The sequence below is a fragment of the Mesorhizobium sp. M1A.F.Ca.IN.020.04.1.1 genome (assembly GCF_003997315.1).
GTDB lineage: Bacteria > Pseudomonadota > Alphaproteobacteria > Rhizobiales > Rhizobiaceae > Mesorhizobium.
Map to the genome: position 1 here is coordinate 1 of NZ_RZSN01000063.1, position 18,327 is coordinate 18,327.

Here is an 18,327-nt window from a genome sequence, read left to right on the forward strand (position 1 = left end):
CCTTGGTGCCGTCGGGCGGATCGACGAGGAAGAAGGCGCCGTGGAGGTCGGGGGGGGCAACCCCCGCCGCAACCTCCTCCTCGGCCACGCAGAGGATCTCCGGATAAGCGGTGCGCAGGCCGGCCAGGATGATCTTTTCGCTTTCGCGATCGGCTTCCGTCACCGGCGAGGAGTCGGACTTGCTATCGACGGCGCAGCCTTCGTGGAAAACGCGCATCACCGCACGGCCGGCATCGAGCGCGAGGCGCTCGAACACGCCAAGCATTGCCGCGTCGTCAGATGCCGCCGCCATCGTCATACTGCTCTTCGGCAACGTCGCGCTCCGTCAGCCAGTGTTCCAGGGCTTCCGCCATCTCCTCGGGCGTCCTGCCGAGAGTCTCGAGGTGGATCTCGGGGTTCTCCGGCGTCTCGTAGGGAGAATCGACGCCGGTGAAGTTCTTGATCTCGCCGCTCAAGGCGCGGGCGTAAAGGCCCTTCGGGTCGCGGCGGGCGCATTCCTCGAACGGCGTGTCGACGAACACCTCTACGAATTCCCCCTCGCCCATCAGCTCGCGCGCCATGCGCCGCTCGGCGCTGAAGGGCGAAATGAACGAGACGATGACGATCAGGCCCGCATCGGCCATCAGCTTGGCCACTTCGGCGACGCGGCGGATGTTTTCGACCCGATCCGCGTCGGTGAAGCCGAGATCGCGGTTGAGGCCGTGGCGGACATTGTCGCCGTCGAGGATGTAGGTGTGGCGGCCGGACGCGAACAGCTTCCTCTCGAAAAGATTTGCGATCGTCGACTTGCCGGAACCGGACAGACCGGTGAACCAGAACACCGCCGGGCGCTGGTTCTTCAGGTCGGAGCGGCCGCGCTTGCCGACGTCGAGCGATTGCCAATGGATGTTCTCGGCGCGGCGCAGCGAATGCAGGATCATCCCGGCGCCGACGGTGGCGTTGCTGATGCGGTCGATCAGGATGAAGGCGCCGGTCGTGCGGTTCTCGGCGAAGGGATCGAAGGCGATCGGCGCCCGGGTCGACAAGTTGCACACCCCGACCTCGTTGAGGTCGAGGGACTTCGCCGCTTCATGCGCGAAATCGTTGACGTTGACGCGGTATTTCAGATCGGTGACGGTCGCGCTCACCTGATCGGTTTCGGTGCGCAGGATATAGGACCGGCCGGGCAGCAGGGCCTGCTCGTCGAACCAGACCAGATTGGCGGCGAACTGGTCGGCGACCTGCGGACGTGCGGCCGGCGATACCAGCATGTTGCCGCGCGAAACCTCGACCTCGTCCTCGAGGACGAGCGTGATGGCCTGGCCGGCAACAGCCTGCTCAAGGTCGCCGCCATGCGCGACGATGCGCTTGACCCGGGAGGCCCTACCCGACTTGGCGACCACGACCTCATCGCCTTTGGAAACGGAACCGGATGCAATGGTTCCGGCAAAGCCGCGAAAATCGAGATTGGGACGGTTCACATACTGGACGGGAAAGCGGAACGGCAATTCGATCGCCGCCTCGTCGACGGACACGGTTTCCAGATGCTCGATAAGCGACGGCCCGGAATACCAGGGCGTGCGCTCCGAGCGGCTGGTGACATTGTCGCCGAAGCGCGCCGACATCGGAATCGGCACGATACTGTTGAAGCCCAGGCTTTGCGCGAATTCGCCGTAGTCGGCGACGATCCGGTCGAACACGGTCTTGTCGAAGCCGACGAGGTCGATCTTGTTGACGGCAAGAACGATGTGGCGGATGCCGAGCAGCGAGGCGATGATCGAATGGCGCCGGGTCTGGCGCAGCACGCCCTGGCGCGCATCGATCAGCACGATGGCGACGTCGGCGGTCGAAGCGCCCGTCGCCATGTTGCGCGTGTATTGCTCATGGCCGGGCGTGTCGGCGACGATGAACTTGCGCTTTGGCGTGGCGAAGAAGCGGTAGGCGACGTCGATTGTGATGCCCTGCTCGCGCTCGGCCTCCAGCCCGTCGACGAGCAGCGCGAAGTCGATGTCGTCGCCGGTGGTGCCGTGCTTGCGAGAATCGTTCTCCAACGCGGCGAGCTGGTCCTCGAAAATCTGCTTGGTATCGGACAGCAGCCGGCCGATCAGCGTCGACTTGCCGTCGTCGACCGAGCCGCAGGTGAGAAAGCGCAGCAGCGATTTCTTCTCCTGCGCGGCCATGTAGTCGCGGATCGAATCGGTCGGGGCGAGGCTCTTGGCCAGGATGTGGCGCATGCTCAGAAATACCCCTCGCGCTTCTTCTTTTCCATGGAACCTGCCTCGTCGCGGTCGATGAGGCGGCCCTGGCGCTCGGAGGTGCGGGCGGTCAGCATCTCGCCGACGATGGCTTCGAGCGTGTCGGCATCCGATTCTATGGCGCCCGTCAGCGGATAGCAGCCCAGCGTGCGGAAGCGCACGAGACGGTTCTCGATCTTCTCGCCGGGGCGCAGTTGCATGCGGTCATCGTCCTTCATGATGAGCATGCCGTCGCGTTCGACGACCGGCCGCTCCTTGGCGAAATAGAGCGGCACGATCGGGATGTTCTCCTGCAAGATATACTGCCAGATGTCGAGCTCGGTCCAGTTGGACAGGGGAAAGACGCGGATCGATTCACCCGGCGCGATCCGGGTGTTGAAGATCTTCCACATTTCCGGCCGCTGGTTCTTGGGATCCCAAGCATGCTGGGCATTGCGGAAGGAAAAGATGCGTTCCTTGGCGCGCGACTTCTCCTCGTCGCGACGGGCGCCGCCGAAGGCCGCGTCGAAGCCGTATTTGTCGAGCGCCTGGCGCAGAGCCACCGTCTTCATCACATGGGTGTGGGTGTTCGAGCCGTGATCGAAGGGGTTGATGCCGTCGCGCACGCCGTCTTCGTTGACATGAACAAGCAGGTCGAAGCCGAGCTTCTGCGCCATCTGATCGCGAAAGGCGATCATCTCACGGAACTTCCAGGTCGTGTCGACATGCAGGAAGGGAAATGGCGGCTTGGCGGGATAGAAGGCCTTCATCGCCAGATGCATCAGCACCGAGGAATCCTTGCCGACCGAATAGAGCATCACCGGCTTGGCGAAAGAGGCCGCAACCTCACGGAAGATGTGGATGGATTCGGCCTCTAGCCGCTGCAGATGGGTGAGCGCGATATTCATAAGCTATTGAGCGTTCTTTCGTGCCGGCCAGGCCTTGCAGCAGGCGATTGGCGCGGTTTGCTAAAACAGCCCGTCAAGCCCTGGACCCTTGTCGCGGGCGTTCTAGCAGATCGCCATCGCCCATAACAACGCAAGACCCGCGCCGGGCACAGCGCTTTGGGAATGAATTTTCCAAGTGAGCTTGATAAGTCGGAAAATTCTCCCAGACAAGCCGAGCAATTGAAAGGGGCCGAACAAACCTATTTGCTTCGATCGGCTAGGTTGACTTCCAAGAGCTTTCGTCCACGCCGCCGATTTTCGGCTGGACATCCTTCGGTCGCCCTATCGGAGATCGGAGCCAGCCGCTATACCGGCGCGGGAACGGGGCGAGGCGCGGCAGAACGGGATCGGTCAGGGCCAATTGTTCGGTACCCCGGCGGGTTCTGCGCACAACCTGGAAGATTGCGAAGCAAGGCATTGAACCCGTTTACATCGCTTCGGCGACATCTCACGCCGACACAGATCAACATCTACTTCTCGATCGTCTGCTTCTTCTCGCCGCCGGTGCTGGGATCGGTGGTCAGCTTCGTTTTCAACGGCGGCGCGCTTTGGTCCGTGGTTCTGCTCGCCATCAAACGGCGGCAGTTCAACATCGACCGGCCGATGCTGGCCATGACGGTGGCGATCTGTGCCTATTGCGCGGCCATCGTCCTTGCTTCGATCGTCAACGGCACACTGGCGGCGGATCTGCGGTTGTTCCTGCCGCTTATCACTTTCCTCTTCTTTCCGATCTCCTATTCGACCTGGAGCATCACGGAAAAGACAGTGCTTGTCCGCATCGTCGTGCTGGCGAGCGCCGCGGCATGTTTCGGCGCGCTGCTGCTCGCCGTCGTTCAGTATTACTGGATCGGCACCAGGGCCGAAGGCGGTGCCGGGAACGCAATCGTATTCGCGACGGTGACCTGCCTGGCCGCGGCGATGAGCCTCGCAGGCGCGCTGTCGGGGATCGAAAAGCGCTGGAAGCTGCTGACCTTCGCTGCGCTTGCGGGCAGCTTGGCTGTGCTTTATTCGGGCTCCCGCATCATCTGGCTGGCGCTGCTGCTTGCGGGCATCGCCGTGCTCTCGATCAACCGGCGCCGGCTTAGCGGGTTGAAACTTGCGCGCATTGCGCTGATTGCCGGCGGCGCCTGCCTGCTGCTCGCCGCGATCGCGTTTCCCGTCATTGCCAATCGCGCTGACTTCCTTTTCAGCGACTTGGATGCGCTCACCACCAAGAACGACCATACGACGGCGCTTGGGCTGCGGGTGGCGATGTGGGAGATCGGCACGAAGGCGTTTCACGAGGCTCCGATTTTCGGACATGGCATCACAGGCAGCCGGGCGCTGATGAAACAGGGTTTTCACGATCAATTCGGCATGGACGCAGGCTACAACCATTACCATAACGGTTTTCTGACCGCGGCGGTGCAGGCCGGTTTGCTAGGGGCGTTCGCCTTGGCGGCGATCTTCGTCGTCGCGGCCTGGAACGCGGCAAGAGCGCTGCTCCGCAGCGCCGGCCCAGCGGAACGGTTCGGCGCAACGATGATCATCGTCACGGTCGTCACCTATCTCATAGGCGGGCTGACCGGTATCCTGGTCGGTCAGGACCTTCTCGATTCGACGCTGATGGTGTTCCTGGTTTCGGGAACCTATCTGGCTTGCGGACGAACGGTGCCGCCGACCGGCAAGAGCGCAGCCATTCCTTCGGCCGCCGGCCGGCGAACATGAAGGTCCTGGTCACCGGGGCGACGGGGCTGATCGGACGCCAGGTGACCGGCCGGCTGCGTCAGGCCGGCTTCGACATGCGCATTGCGTCCCGCCGGCCGGAACGACTGCAGGCTGCGGGCGAGGTCTTTGCGCTGCCCGGCGCCGATGCGCCGGACGACGCCTTCCTGGCATTGATGCGCGAGGTGAGCCATGTCGTCCACTGCGCGGCGCTGAACAACGATCGGACTTTCAGCGACGCCGACCACCAGGCCGCCAATGCGACGCTGACCGCGCGGCTGGCCAAGGCCGCGGCTGCAGGTTGCGGCGGGCGCTTCATCTATCTTTCCTCGATCCGGGCCGTGGCGGGTCCCGGCTTCAGCGGCACGATCAACGAGGCGATGGCCCCTGCCCCGCAATGCGCCTATGGCCGCTCCAAGCGGGAAGGCGAGATCAGGATGATCGAGGCTTACGCCGGACGCCCGGATGCCACGGCACTGCGCCTGCCGCCCGTCTATGGGGAGAGCATGAGGGGCAACATGGCAGCGCTGATGCGGCTTGCCGACACCGCCCTGCCGCTGCCGACCGGCGTGCTGGCGGGTGTGCGCTCTCTGATCGCGTCCGACACCGCGGCGGGCGCGGTGCTGCACCTTGTCAGCCGTCCGGGACCGCTCCACCCGGCCTATGTCGCGGGCAACGCCGCCCCTCTTGCGACGTCCGAAATCATTGCCGCGTTCCGGCGTGGTTTCGGCCGTCCGCCGCGGCTTTTTCCCATGCCTGGGATGCCGCTGCGGCTGGCGGCAAGGCTGCTCGGCAGGCAGGCATCATGGCAAGCCTTGACCGCGACCCAGGTCTGCGATCCGTCACTGCTGGCCGGGGAAGGTTGGATGCCGGAAACCGATACGCTCGGCCGGCTTGAGGAACTGGCGCGAAAGAAAGCCACTCAGGCCCGGTAGAATGTCCCCAGCAATATTCTGAGGTCGAGGCCGATCGAAGCGGCCTTCAGATAGGCAGCGTCGGTCTCGGCGCAGAGTTTCGGATCGGACATGTCGATGCCCTTGATCTGCGCCAGCCCGGTGATGCCCGGAAGCGCCGAAAGCACGCCCAGCCGCCGCCGGTGGCCGATCAGCTCCGTTTGCGTCGGCAGGCACGGACGGGGACCGACAAGGCTCATCTCGCCCTTGAGCACATTCCAGAGCTGCGGCAGCTCATCGATCTTGGTCGCGCGCAGCACCCTGCCCACCGCGGTGACCGACCCGGCAGGCGCCTCGTGCGTGGGCAAGGACGGGGTGTTGCGATGCATGGTGCGCAGCTTGTGGCAGGCAAAGACAGCGCCGCCGCGCCCGACGCGCGGCTGCGAAAAGATGGCCGGTCCGGACGACGTCGCCCTGACCGCCAGCATGGCGATCAGCACAACGGGAGACGTAACCGCCAGCATGACGGCCGCGATAGTCACGTCGAAAGCCCGCTTTGCCGTCACGGCTCAGATCCTCCGCCAAAGAAAGGCAAGGTAGAGGCCGAGCGTGCCCATCAGGGTCTGCCGGTAGACGCCGCTTTTGCCGAGCGGGCTGAAGCGCCTGAGGGCACTGCCCTTGCGCGCCCTGATGAAGAGGCGAAGGCAGCGTGCTGCATCGCGTGTGACGAGGTCGCGGTTGGCGGCAAGGCCTCTGAGATTGCTGTCCGTCCAGGTGGCGAACTGGCCCTGGAACAGCCGCCCGAGCCTCGAAAGCCTTGCCCTCCAGGAGACGTTGGCGCCCACCAGGTTCGCCCCGTGCTGCCGGTATCTGACCAGCGGCCGCGGCTCGTAGCGGACCTTGCCGCCGGCAGCGGTCACGACGAGATAGGCCCACCAGTCATGGCTGACGAATTCGGTTCTTGCCGATGCCTTCGCCAGGAGGTCGCGCGCCGCGCGGTTGAAGAGCATGGTGTTGCCGCCGGCGATGCTCTGCACCAGGGCGTTGCGGAAGGATGGCGGGCGGTGGAACAGCGGCGAATGGCCGGCCGGGACGCCGGTCTCGGAAATGGTCGCCGTGCGCGAGCAGAACAGGACAGGCATTGCCATATCCTGTGTCTCCATCCAGCGAATGGCGCTCTCCAGCCGGTCCGGCTCCCAGACATCGTCCTGGTCGCAAAAGGCGTAGTAATCGTCATCGACGCGCGGCTCGATGATCATCGAGCGGAAGTTGGCTGCGAAGCCGTTTCGCGGGCCCTGCACCACGGTAAGGGAGCCCTTGTTCCAGCGGGACCGCCACGCATCGAGGATCGCGAGCGTGGCGTCCGTCGAGCCGTCGTCGGAAACCCAGAGATCGACATGGGGCCATGATTGGTCGAGCAAGGATTGCAACTGATCGCCGATATAGGCGGCGCCATCCCTCGTGCCCATGAGAACGGCCACGCGCTGATCATTTCCGGTCACTGCTTCAGAACCCGCAGGGCATTTGAACAGGCTTCAATAGCCAATTGCGGGAGGGCGGCACAGGGCTAACCGATCTGTCCGGCCGCTTTCGGCACCGCCCGATCGGGCGCGCCGCCAATGCCTTGCCCTGCCCGGTAGAGCCCGGCCAGGATCGCGAGCGCCGCGGCCTTGTCCTGGTCCCGTATCGCGGCCACCAGCGCCGGCAGCGCGGCCTCGATCCTCGGCCACTCGACGACGTCGGTCCTGAGGCCGAAGATCTTGGCGATGTCGAGCTTGACGACCTCCTCGCCTTCGCCATGCAGAGCCTCGTGCAGCTTCTCCCCGGGCCTGATGCCGGTGAACCGGATCGGAATGTCGGTATAGGGGCTTTTGCCGGCCATGCGGATCATGGTTTCGGCGACTTCGAGGATCGGCACGGGCTTGCCCATGTCGAGCATGTAGATGGCGTAGTCGTCCCTGCCCTGGCGCCGCTCGGCATCGGCGGCCGACATGATGACGAGATCGACGGCCTCGGCCACCGTCATGAAATAGCGCGTCATGCGCCGGTCGGTGATGGTGACCGGCCCGCCGGCCTCGATCTGCGCCTGGAAGATGGTCGCCACCGAGCCGTTGGAGCCGAAGACATTGCCGAAGCGCACGGCGATGAATTTGGTGCCGGGACGACGCACAGTTGGGACGCCGGCATGGCGGCCGTTCAGCCCGCCGGCAGGGAAAGGCGACGGCGCGGCGTGCGTTTCATGCAGCGAGGAGACGATCTGCTCGGCCGCGCGCTTGGTGACGCCAAGCACCGAGCTCGGGTCGACGGCCTTGTCGCTGGAAATCAGCAGGAACTGCGGCACCCCGCATTCGGCCGCGACCTCGGCGCAGGCGAGCGTGCCGAAGACATTCGTTTCGATCGCCGCTTCCCAGTTCTCTTCCAGCAGCGGCACATGCTTCAGCGCCGCGGCGTGAAAGATGATGGCGGGTTTGAACTCGCTGACGAGGCGCATCATGTGCGGCCGGTCGGTGACATCGACGATGCGGCTTGCCAGCCGGTCGCGGTCTTTCTCGTCGATGATCTGATCGAGCTGGAAGATGCCGAACTCGGAATTGTCGGCCACCAGCACCGCCTCGGCGCCGAGCTCCAGCGCGCGCTTGACCAGCACACGGCCGATGGAGCCGGCCCCGCCGGTGACCAGCACGCGCTTGCCGCCGACGAAGACGCCGATGCGCGCGATGTCGGTGGCGACCGCCGAACGGCGCATGATGGTTTCCATCTCGACGGCATCGAGAACCAGCTTGCCGCCCTGCCCCAGCTCCGAAAGACCGGAGAACTGGACGACGGCGATGCCGCTGTGGCGGGCGACGCGCACCAGCTCGGCATAGTCCTCGATCTCGCGCTCGACCCCCTTGCCGAAGATCAGAAGGTCGAGGTTTTCCGTGCCCTTGACATACTCTTCCAGCACCTCGACCAGACGCGGCCGCAGCGCCACGACCGGAACGCCCTGGATCTGCGTACCGAGCGGCGCGCCGGCCTCCGTGGCCATGATGCCGGCAATGGCATATTCGGCCGGCACCGCCGTGCGGGTGAAGCGGACGATCACGTCGGCCTCGCTCAGCCGGCCGATGAACAGCGCCTGCTTGATCGACGCATCGCCGGCGGCGCGGCGCAGGATGCGCCAGGACGCGCCGTCGCGCAGGAAACGATAGTAGAGCCTGGGTGCCGAAATGATGGTGAAGGAGACCAGAAAGAAGACGATGAACTGGCGCTCGTTGAGACCGGCGACCGGCTGGAAAAAGGAGCGGTAGGCAATCGAGGCCAGATAGAGAACCACCGTCAGGCTGCCGCAGCCCTTCAGGATGTTGAAGAAGTCGGGCGTCGAGGCAAAGCGCCAGACGGTGCTGTAGAGGCCGCAGGTGCGAAACAGGAGATGGGCGAGGAGCACGATGAGCGCCCAGCAGGCCAGCCCGCCGGAGGAGAACGCATCGAAGGAAAGCCGCGACTGCGAGAGCGTGAGGCTGAGCGCCACCGCGATCAGGACCATGACGAGGTCCTGGACCATGATGATGGCGCGCCGCATCTTCGGTCGCAGGCCCGATACGGCTTCTACATAGGCGGTCATTGGGTAGTACTGAACTCCAGGCGCGGGAATACTATCAGAACGGCGCGGGACAGAACACCGTCCACCGCCACTCCAGATTGCAAATCCCCAGCCCCGTCACCGGTTATGGCATTAGCGCGGAGTTGGGGGGAGAGCTAGAGGTTTTTTGGGCGAGTACCGACCCACCAAGTGTCATGAACTCAGCGGTAAGTAAAATGATAGAATCTTCATTGAAACCGAACAGGATGGTGCACGGCCTTGTTGTTCAGCCTTTGCGGCCACCGAGCTCGCGGTAGAGCTCGGCATAGGATTTCCCCATCCTCTCCGCCGTGAACAGGCGAACGTAGCGATCGCGCGCGGCTCGTCCCCAGCTTGCGGCCTCGGTCGGCCCATCGACCAGCCGGTTGATGGCCTCGGCGAGGCGTATCGGGTCCGATGGCGGAACAACGAGCCCGGTCCGGCCGGCTTCATTAACATAGCTTGTGCCCGTTCCGATTTCGCAAGAAATCAACGGTTTGCCGCACATGGCTGCCTCGGCGAGTGAAAGACCGTAAGCTTCGGACCTCTGATTCGACGGGAAAACGAAGCCGAGGCAGGTGCGTAGCAGAGCCATCTTGCGGGGTTCGGCTACCTCGCCAAGGAAAATCACATTATCGCGGCCCAGCGTCTCGGCCTGTTGCCTGAGCTCGCGCTCGACCGGTCCAGAGCCGGCGATGACAATCTTGCACCGCGCCTGGCCGGCGGCATGGATCAGGACATCCAGCCCCTTATAGTAGCGCAGAACGCCGACGAACAGCACGAAAGGCTCCGCGACCGTCGATCGGCACCAGACGTCGTCGGCCGCGCTTGGCGTTGGATAGGCGCCTTCGTCGATGCCGATGGGGATGATCTTCGATTTGGCCCTGAATGTTCTGAGAACAGGACTCGAGTCGAGATAGTTCGGCGATGTCGCCACGATAGCGTCGACAGCCCCGAGGAAGCGCATCATCAAGGGCCGGTAAAAAGGCAGGATAAGCCTCTGTTTGACGATGTCGGAATGATAGGTGACGACAGCCGGCTTGCCGTGGCGGGAGTGAAAATGCACGACGTCCATGAACGGCCATGGAAAGTGGTAGTGGACCAGATCGGCTTGTCTGGCGAGCGTACCGAACTTACGAAAGGCCTCGCGCGAAAATCCGGTGGACGCAAGCTCGAAATCCAACCTGGCTTTGCGGGCAACATGGCCGTCAAGACGTTGCGTGTTTTCTTCCGGCGTGCGACTCAACGAGAGCACCTGTGTTTCGACGCCGTGCCGAGCCGTGCTCTCGGCGATGGCATGGATGGTCCGCTCCACCCCACCGAACGTGTCCGGCCAGTATGTCTTGAAGAAATGCAGGACTTTCACGCGTCGGTCTTTCGTCTTTGCCAGATGGCCTGCTCGAAGATCCGTAGCATGTCCCTGGCGTGATTCTCCCAGGTGAATCGCCCGGCATTGTTGCGCGCGCCGGCGGCAATCTGGCTGCGAAACTCAGCATCCATCGAGAGCCGGCCGAATGCCGCGGCGATCGCCGCCGGGTCGTTCGGGTCGACAAGGACGGCATTGTCCCCAGCGACTTCAGGCATCGACGATGTGTTCGACGTCAGCACCGGCTTGCCAAAGGAGTGGGCCTCGACGATCGGCAAGCCGAACCCCTCATAGAGCGAGGGCATCGCCAGGAACAGGCAATTCGCATATAGCGTTGCGAGCACACTGTCGTCGACGAAGCCAGTAAACCTGATATTCGTCTCGAGCCCGCTGCTGCGCACGAAATCGGCCAGACCCGTCTGTTTCCATCCCTTGCCGCCAACGATGACAAGGTCGCAGCCCGAGCGGGTAACGGCCGGCAGCAGGCCGTAGGCCCTTATTAGATTGGCGAGATTCTTCCGCGGCTCGAGCGTGCCGACAAAAAGCGCGTAGGGCCTGGTGATCCCGAGAGGCTCCAAGCTCGAAACATCGCTGGGAGCCGGCAGCGTGGCCGTGCCCGGAAACACTGTCCTGACCGGCGATTTCAGCCAGGGAAATTCAGCCGCCAGCGCGGTTGCCGTGGCCGCCGAATCCGCGACCACAGCATCGGCGGTCCGCAACGCCGGCTTCATCAGCAGACGGTCGCCCATCCAGGTGCGGGTTCGCATGGTCCGCGCGATATGCAGCCAGACGAGATCGTGGATCGTGACCACGCGTGCGATGCGGCTGTGGAGCCCGAAAGGCAGCCGATGCGAAGGCCCCCAGAGAACCTCCACGCGGTCGCGCCGTGTCAGCGACGGCAGCACCGACTGTCCCCAAAAGGTCCTGGCGAGAGGCCCCTTGAAGCCGGCAAGCCGCACGGAAACGCCAGGCGGAATGTCGTAACCCGCGCTGACCGCATCCGGCGCATAGACCGCAACGTCTGCGCCCTGCGCCGCCAGAGCCTTGATCGCATTGTGCACGAATCGGCCGATTCCATCGGTGGCCGATGCGAGGTTTCTGCCATCGATGGCGATTTTCAACGATTTCTCAGAGCCGAGTTCAGAAGAGAAGAACTTAGGAAGGCAAATTCGTAGTTGCGTCTGAATTACGCAACTGCTGGCTTTGCCCATTCAGCAAGTCTATGCCCAACACTAACTCCCTGAGCTTTCCAGACTAACACAATTTCGTTCCTACGTGCATCAGCGCTAGATACCGACGGATCAGCGTCCACGAGAATATCCCCGCTGCGAACGTCCACAATCCCATCTTCCCCCAACGCAATTGGACACCCCAACATAGAGAACGTGAAATCGCGAGCGTATCGAAATCGACCGATGTCGGAATCGAAAAAGATCGTTTCCACGCGGCGGTCTCGTGTCGGGTCAAGAAGAAGGTCGCGTACGGCCCCTATTAACTCCTGCTTCCTGATGTGATCTTTTCCAACAACAAGGCCGGAGACATCGATCAGCAGATTGGGCAATCGTGCCATACGGGGAAGCGACTTATCGACGGACTCCGCAAACGTGACGAGGTCTTCCTCGTCACGCGGCGCTTCCGGAATCGCCGCGACGGCTCCAAGGACGTCTTGCATCGACACTCCCTCGTAGACGGATTCAATGAAATCCGAATACATGTCCGCGCATAGGCGGGGTGAATGGCGGATGGCAGCGTAGTCTTGTGCTTGCTTCGCGAGTGTTCTTCGCAAGCCGGCGTCTGCAAACAACCGGTCCAAGGCATCGACAAGATCCTTGTCGATGAATATGTCGTCAAGTTGAATGACCACTTCCGGGTCGATCTCAGCCATCGATCCGTTCGCGTTGATGATCGTCGGCAAGCCTGCGTTCAAGCAATCGAGAATTGCGGCTGAGGTCTCCCCGCGCGAATCTGTCCGTAACTGAACAGCGACATCGGCCGCGGCAAGGTATGTCCGGTATGTCTCTTCGCTTACCCAGCCAGTAATTTCTGCGCGTCGCTTCTTCTGCTTTTTCTCAAGGCGAGCCGCATATTCTGGCCACCCATTAAGACCGACGAATACAAGTTTGCAACGTTCGTCTCCGGACAGGGTAGATGCCGACCAGGCATCCATCAATCGATGGTTAAGCTTTGTCGGCGCCAGTATGCCGAAGCTGCAGACAACGAAGGCATCCTCGTCGATCCCCAGCTCCGCTCGAGCTTTTTGTTTCGACGGGAGTTGCACAGCGGCACGGGCGAGTGGCACGGTCCGCATATTGATTTGGGACGCAGCCCCGTAGTGCTCTCTGATAAGTTTCGCGGAATAGGTCGAATGCACGATCACGCCCGAGGCGTTTTCCACGGTTTTCTGGCTGCAAGGATATTTCAGAACCGCATCGACATTCGTTCGCAAGTGTTCCCAAATAGCGAGATATCCGTGAGAGCGGAAGAGCTCCTGGTTCCAAGCATTCTCCACCCCAGCATGAATCTGCCGATCTTTGTGCAGGCCGCTAAGGAAAAAATCATGGAGGACAACGACGCCGGGAAATCGCTCGAGCAGATCGATCATATGCTCGTGAAACATCGAATTGCCAAAATGATAGAGGATTCGACCGTAGGAGGCGGCGTTTTTTTCGAACCACTGGACGTTGCGGACCGGCACGTTCGCCTGCACCCACGTGTCGGACACGTTTTTTTGTGCAACGATCACATCAATGTCGTAGTGGCGCGCAAGTTCGGGAAGCAGTTCGACACTGAAACCTGCAATGCCGCTTCGTTCCGGAGGAAGGGGAGAGAAGTAGGCAAGTTTCGGCCTGGATTTTTCGCTGTGATGGCGCGCTTTCTTTGCAGTTGAGCGATGTAGCTCCTCGATGGCATCCAAGGCACGGGCAGCTGTAGCTTTCCATGAAAACGACTTGACCCTCCGAGAGCCATTTTCAATGAGTTTCGATCGAAAGCCGTCGTCAGAAAGCGCCTTCAACATCTTGGCCGAGATGGAGTCCTCGGAGCGGGGATCGAACATCGCCTCATCCCAACCGATAATCTCCGGAATACTCGACGTGTCTGCACTTATCACTGCTGCGCCACACCGCATCGCCTCCAATACTGGCAGGCCGAATCCTTCATAGGTGGATGAAAAAACGAACAAAGAGCACATATTGTATAGCCCGATAAGGTCGTCTTCGGGGACATATCCAGTCAGCACGAGTTCGTCGCTATCCAGTCCAATGCTGGAGGCAAGATGGGAAAGCATCGTCCTGCTGTCGTCCTGAATACTGCAGACGATGATCAATTGATGAGCTTTGCGCGTGTCCTTGGGTAGCTTCGCAAAAGCTTTTATTAGCCCTTCGATGTTTTTTCGATGGTCTATACCCCCCGTATACATCACGAAGGGTCGAAACAGGCGATATCTTCCCCTGATCCGCTCTATGTCGACCTTAGCCAAGTCAACGACTCTGAAGGAATCATCAACTGCGCTTGATATATTGACGACTCGATCACGCGGCAGGGAGAGCCATCTTATGGCATCACTTCGCGTTGCCTCTGAAATCGCGAGCCATGCATCGGCTCGACGGAGATCATCGAGCTTCCGTTCGTACCAACTCTCGATGGTTCGATTCTGTAAATACGGAAGGCGATGGAGATAAGGGATCAAATCGAAAAGGATGACAGCGGTCGGAATGCGTGTCGTAAGCCGCCCTATGCTTGTGACCGTGCTGCTGTCGAGTCCCTCGAACAGACTTGATACGAGCAGAACATCCGGCTGCAGCTTTGCCAGAAATGCCTCGCGCAGCATTTCCGCAGATGTTCGGAGCCATGGTTTGCCGTCGAAGAGCTCGGAAACATTCTTAGGAGTATGCCAAACCTTAATGTTTTCTTCCGGGAGGATCCCCGCAAATTCGGAACGAATATCCAAGGTTAGTTCGGTGTTGGCACCGTTCAGAGCGAGCAGAATTTCATGATGCCGGCCGCTCTTGATTAGTGCGTGCGCGAGCGCCAGCGTATATCTTCCAATGCCACGCTTGGCGCTCGACCCCTGCGCACCTTGCATGTCGATAACGATGCGCATTGCTATTGATATTCCTTTCGACGAGTTTCAAGCATTTCCAAAATCCGTTTGGATCGGGAACTTATTCGCTTGCTCACCCTTTCGGGAATGACGCCCATAAATACCCCGGCGACGGGAGGGTCAGACGTTGACACTGCCATATTCATCGCCCCGGGATTGTGCTCTATCGCTTGAGTGGCGATGATACCGCGGGAACGGGCGAATGCCTGTAAATGGCCAAGTATCGCAGGATACGTGTGTAGAGATGCAATAGCCCGCCGTTTTAGCGCAGGCCGGGTTAGTACAAGTCGGATCATTCTTGAGAAGACGCCCGCTGCCGCTCGTCTCGGCAGCAGTATCACGCTAATTGCTGCCGCGCGAGCGACCGTTCTGCCTGATTTCACCGCGTGTCCGATCGCTCGATATGGCCAGGTTAGACGCCAAGAGCGACTCCGGTAGACTTCCTCCAGTTGGTCTCGATACCGCTTCGCTTGTACTCGCCATTCTTCAGCTTCCCGCTGCGCATGCCTTTCCAGGCTGGTTACCGCCTCGTGCAAGCGATTCGCTGCAGCCTTCTCGGCAATTCGCGCCGCCTCAAAGTTATGTATATCGGATTCGAGAGTAACAAGCTTGGCATTCAGCGAGGTGACTTCTGCATTCGCCGCTTCCAGCCGCTTTTGTACTTCCGCTTTTTTCTCCTCTATGGCTTCCAATCGCTGCCTCATGGGAGCAAGCAGTCCGGAATTGCTGGAAACGGGAAAAGCGAATTCGTCGAAGATATTCGGGCCAGGCCCGAATGAAACCTTCAACTCTGGATGTTCTTCGCTGACGTAAAAGCGATTCAAGCCATCGAAATAGACGAACTTATAACCGAGCTTTCCGAGATAGGATTGCCATCCCTCATGGCTCTTTTTCGTCGAAAGCGGGAAAGTGCTTTCGACCACAACAATCCAAGGACGTACCTTGGAAGAGCCCCAACTCTTGATAACACCAGCTTCCATACCCTCGACGTCGACCTTGAGCCAGTGAATATCCTTCTCTGCGTGGCGATCCAAAAGATTCTCAAGACTGACAAGCGGCACCGCCCGCTCTTTCATTTCGAATCCGGCTTTCGCATGCCGCCTTGCAATGGCGGCATCGCCGGTACTGAGCCCAGTTCCTGAAAACTCATAGAAGGTTAATAGGCCAGTATCCAGGCCGATTGCTGCTTCGATCACTTCTTCGTCAGGTCGGGCCGCGCGTATTTTAGCAGCATAGAGGGTGGAGGGCTCCACGTGCACGCCACGCCAACCCTGTTCGTAAAATGAAAGGCTTACGGAATCTTCTACCGGATCCTGGGCGCCAATATCGATGTAGAACCCGTGCTTTACTGACTTGAGGGCGCGCCACAAAATCACATCTTCGAAGTTTTGTGCGTAGGACGTGATCATCAGCGTTCAGGAAACAATGAAAGAGCGGCTTTGTTCAGCGACACAGGCGGAAGTTCAATGCGCCGATCCTCGGGAAAGAAACTAGCGGTAATCAGTCCATCGCCGCTATATGATTGTTGTACGTCATGCTCCGCCAATATTACGGCTCCGAAATCCAGCAACGCTTCCCTACAATCGGCGTGCGTGGTTCGTGAGCCGGAGATGCTGCTATGGTGCGTCGACACGACCACAAATCGCAGGCTTCGCCGCTCAACCGCCGGTGCCATGGAGCGAATGAACGGCAACTCCGCTCCCTGTACGTCTAGATGCAGCACCTCGATGGTCCGGTCATTCGTCAAGCTGGATACCCCGGCCATATCAAGGCAAGGCACCATGCGAAGCTGTCCGTCCGATTCACATCGCAGCTCATGGCTTTCGAGACCGTCACCGCCAACGCAGGCATTGTGAAAGCTGATACGATGTTCGAGCCCGTTCAGGCTCGCATTGTCCCGACCCAGTTGAAGATTGTTCGGGTCTGGTTCAATGCAGATCGCCGACGCACCCGCAATTTCATGCAAATACCACAACGTATAGTAGCACCAGAAGGCACCGAGCTCCACGATCAACGAATTGTGGCGGGCGTAGCGCAGGAGATGGTGGAAAACCAACTCTTCCTGCGGCTCGTGATGGCCTCGTAACGCGCGAATGATTTGCGCCATCCAGTCGCCATGGTATCCGCCCGCCCTAACCCGCACGCCGTTGTGCATCATTTGGACAGGGCCGTTCGGCGTGTCCAGAATGCGTCCCGCGTCTTGTACCTTCGGGACGCTGACACAATCGTTGCAGCTGCTAGTCATTATCGTCCGTTCGAGTTCGTTCACGCAGTAGTCCCCCGAATAACGAACCTCGCGTCAAGTGCGGACGTCCCGATGAAAAACGGGTGAGCAGCATTTATCACATCAAAAACGAGCGCATTATCCTGCCACTCGTAGTTGTTCTCCAGATGTGTATCTGAACTGCACAGCGCCACTGAGAACGAATAGGAGCCTTGGCCCAAAGTACAGGTGAAAGGCAACTGGAATTCAATCTCATCGCCTGCCTTGACATCCCGAAGGACCTGCCGCGTGTGCCAGGTGTTGGTGCCCCACACGACGTGGCCGGTGCGATCGCGTAGCATAAGGCCCAGCACCAGGGGGGAAACATTCGCCTCTGCCTCCGCCACCAACTTCAGCACCAGGGTTTGTCCCACTTGCGCGACCTTCACTAATTCTTGGCTCTGCACATCGAGAAGTTGCAGCCTTGACGCCTTGACCTGAAAAGTCCCCGACCTGGTGAATGCCCAGCCGTCTTTCTCTCGCCGCTGCTCTACTTTCAGCTTCTCGTTTTCCTTGGCCGCGATCATCGCGTTGTAATAGTCAACCACCTCGTCGGGCTGCCCGTCCTTAATGGCACGCCCCTTGTCCAGCAGGATCACCCTATCGCACAACGCTCGCACGTCGGCCAAACTATGAGTAACGAGGAGAATTGAGGTCCCTTCTGCCTTGAATTGTCGGATACGATCGAAACTTTTATGCTGGAAATAACTATCGCCGACCGAAAGCACCTCGTCGATTATCAGAACTTCCGGACGCCTTGCGGTGGCGAGCGCGAATGCCAAACGTGCCAGCATTCCGCTTGAGTAAACCCGAGTTGGTTGATCGAAAAATTCGCCTATTTCGGCGAAGTCTTCAATCGCGGGCATCATTTGCGCTAACTCCTGCTGCGAAAAGCCCATAAGGCCGCCAGCATGGAAGACATTCTGTCGCCCCGTAAATTCAGGATTGAAGCCTAGCCCGAGTTCGAGAATGGCGCTGATGCGGCCGCCGACATGCACGGTGCCTTCGGTCGGTCGCACGGTGCCGGTGATCAGCTTCAAAAGCGTGCTCTTGCCGGCGCCATTTTGTCCAATCAGTCCGAGCGCTTCACCGGCTGAGAGGGAAAACGAAATGTCCTTGACCGGCCAGAATTCCTCGGTCGGCTTGACAGGTGCGCCGAACCAGCCTGCGAACCTTTTAAGGCTGCTTGCATAGCTCGCGTAGCATTTCGACAGGTAACTGACGGAAAGAACGGTCAT

The 18,327-nt window shown here is 60.5% G+C and carries 14 protein-coding genes; 2 read left to right on the forward strand and 12 right to left on the reverse strand.

The genetic code is table 11. The features are described from left to right. The 3 genes from EOA49_RS14965 to cysD form a co-directional block, all read right to left on the reverse strand. A partial coding sequence (locus EOA49_RS14965) for an inositol monophosphatase family protein (RefSeq protein WP_281058454.1) occupies window positions 1-265 on the reverse strand: 265 nt, incomplete at its 3' end. Window positions 266-275: 10 nt separating this feature from the next. Next, window positions 276-2,213, reverse strand: coding sequence for a sulfate adenylyltransferase subunit CysN (gene cysN, locus EOA49_RS14970; RefSeq protein ID WP_164746867.1), 1,938 nt, complete (start codon window positions 2,211-2,213; stop codon window positions 276-278). Between the two features lie 2 nt (window positions 2,214-2,215). Beyond that, entirely contained in the window at window positions 2,216-3,121 is a 906-nt protein-coding gene (gene cysD, locus EOA49_RS14975) for a sulfate adenylyltransferase subunit CysD (protein WP_066997810.1), read from the reverse strand. Between the two features lie 456 nt (window positions 3,122-3,577). Between cysD and EOA49_RS14980 the strand changes: the two genes are divergently transcribed. Continuing rightward, a complete protein-coding gene (locus tag EOA49_RS14980; protein ID WP_127241326.1) occupies window positions 3,578-4,867 on the forward strand; it encodes an O-antigen ligase in 1,290 nt (429 codons plus the stop codon). After that, window positions 4,864-5,799: an NAD-dependent epimerase/dehydratase family protein gene (locus tag EOA49_RS14985; RefSeq protein WP_127243224.1), complete on the forward strand. Its 936-nt coding sequence runs from the start codon at window positions 4,864-4,866 to the stop codon at window positions 5,797-5,799. The genes EOA49_RS14980 and EOA49_RS14985 overlap by 4 nt, the downstream gene beginning before the upstream one ends. Here the strand turns inward: EOA49_RS14985 and EOA49_RS14990 are convergent. The 9 genes from EOA49_RS14990 to EOA49_RS15030 all read right to left on the reverse strand — a co-directional run bounded on the left by EOA49_RS14990 (window position 5,787) and on the right by EOA49_RS15030 (window position 18,327). Then, window positions 5,787-6,281, reverse strand: coding sequence for a sugar transferase (locus EOA49_RS14990; protein WP_127243227.1), 495 nt, complete (start codon window positions 6,279-6,281; stop codon window positions 5,787-5,789). The genes EOA49_RS14985 and EOA49_RS14990 overlap by 13 nt on opposite strands. Before the next feature lie 45 nt (window positions 6,282-6,326). Then, a complete protein-coding gene (locus tag EOA49_RS14995; protein ID WP_245460660.1) occupies window positions 6,327-7,238 on the reverse strand; it encodes a glycosyltransferase family 2 protein in 912 nt (303 codons plus the stop codon). Window positions 7,239-7,324: 86 nt separating this feature from the next. Next, window positions 7,325-9,361, reverse strand: a complete 2,037-nt coding sequence (locus EOA49_RS15000; RefSeq protein WP_164747050.1) for a nucleoside-diphosphate sugar epimerase/dehydratase — start codon at window positions 9,359-9,361, stop codon at window positions 7,325-7,327. 244 nt (window positions 9,362-9,605) lie between these two features. Continuing rightward, the gene (locus EOA49_RS15005) at window positions 9,606-10,724 is read right to left on the reverse strand and encodes a glycosyltransferase (RefSeq protein WP_127243226.1); all 1,119 of its coding nucleotides are present in this window, start codon (window positions 10,722-10,724) and stop codon (window positions 9,606-9,608) included. Beyond that, window positions 10,721-11,845, reverse strand: coding sequence for a glycosyltransferase family 1 protein (locus tag EOA49_RS15010; RefSeq protein ID WP_127240130.1), 1,125 nt, complete (start codon window positions 11,843-11,845; stop codon window positions 10,721-10,723). Before EOA49_RS15010 ends, EOA49_RS15005 begins: the two co-directional genes overlap by 4 nt. A 65-nt stretch (window positions 11,846-11,910) precedes the next feature. Beyond that, the gene (locus EOA49_RS15015; protein ID WP_127240129.1) at window positions 11,911-14,826 is read right to left on the reverse strand and encodes a glycosyltransferase; all 2,916 of its coding nucleotides are present in this window, start codon (window positions 14,824-14,826) and stop codon (window positions 11,911-11,913) included. 2 nt (window positions 14,827-14,828) lie between these two features. After that, window positions 14,829-16,235 (reverse strand): FkbM family methyltransferase, encoded by a 1,407-nt coding sequence (locus EOA49_RS15020; protein WP_127240128.1) that lies wholly within the window; start codon window positions 16,233-16,235, stop codon window positions 14,829-14,831. Then, window positions 16,235-17,095, reverse strand: a complete 861-nt coding sequence (locus EOA49_RS15025; protein ID WP_127240127.1) for an FkbM family methyltransferase — start codon at window positions 17,093-17,095, stop codon at window positions 16,235-16,237. Before EOA49_RS15025 ends, EOA49_RS15020 begins: the two co-directional genes overlap by 1 nt. Next, window positions 17,092-18,327, reverse strand: coding sequence for an ABC transporter ATP-binding protein (locus EOA49_RS15030; protein ID WP_127240126.1), 1,236 nt, complete (start codon window positions 18,325-18,327; stop codon window positions 17,092-17,094). Before EOA49_RS15030 ends, EOA49_RS15025 begins: the two co-directional genes overlap by 4 nt.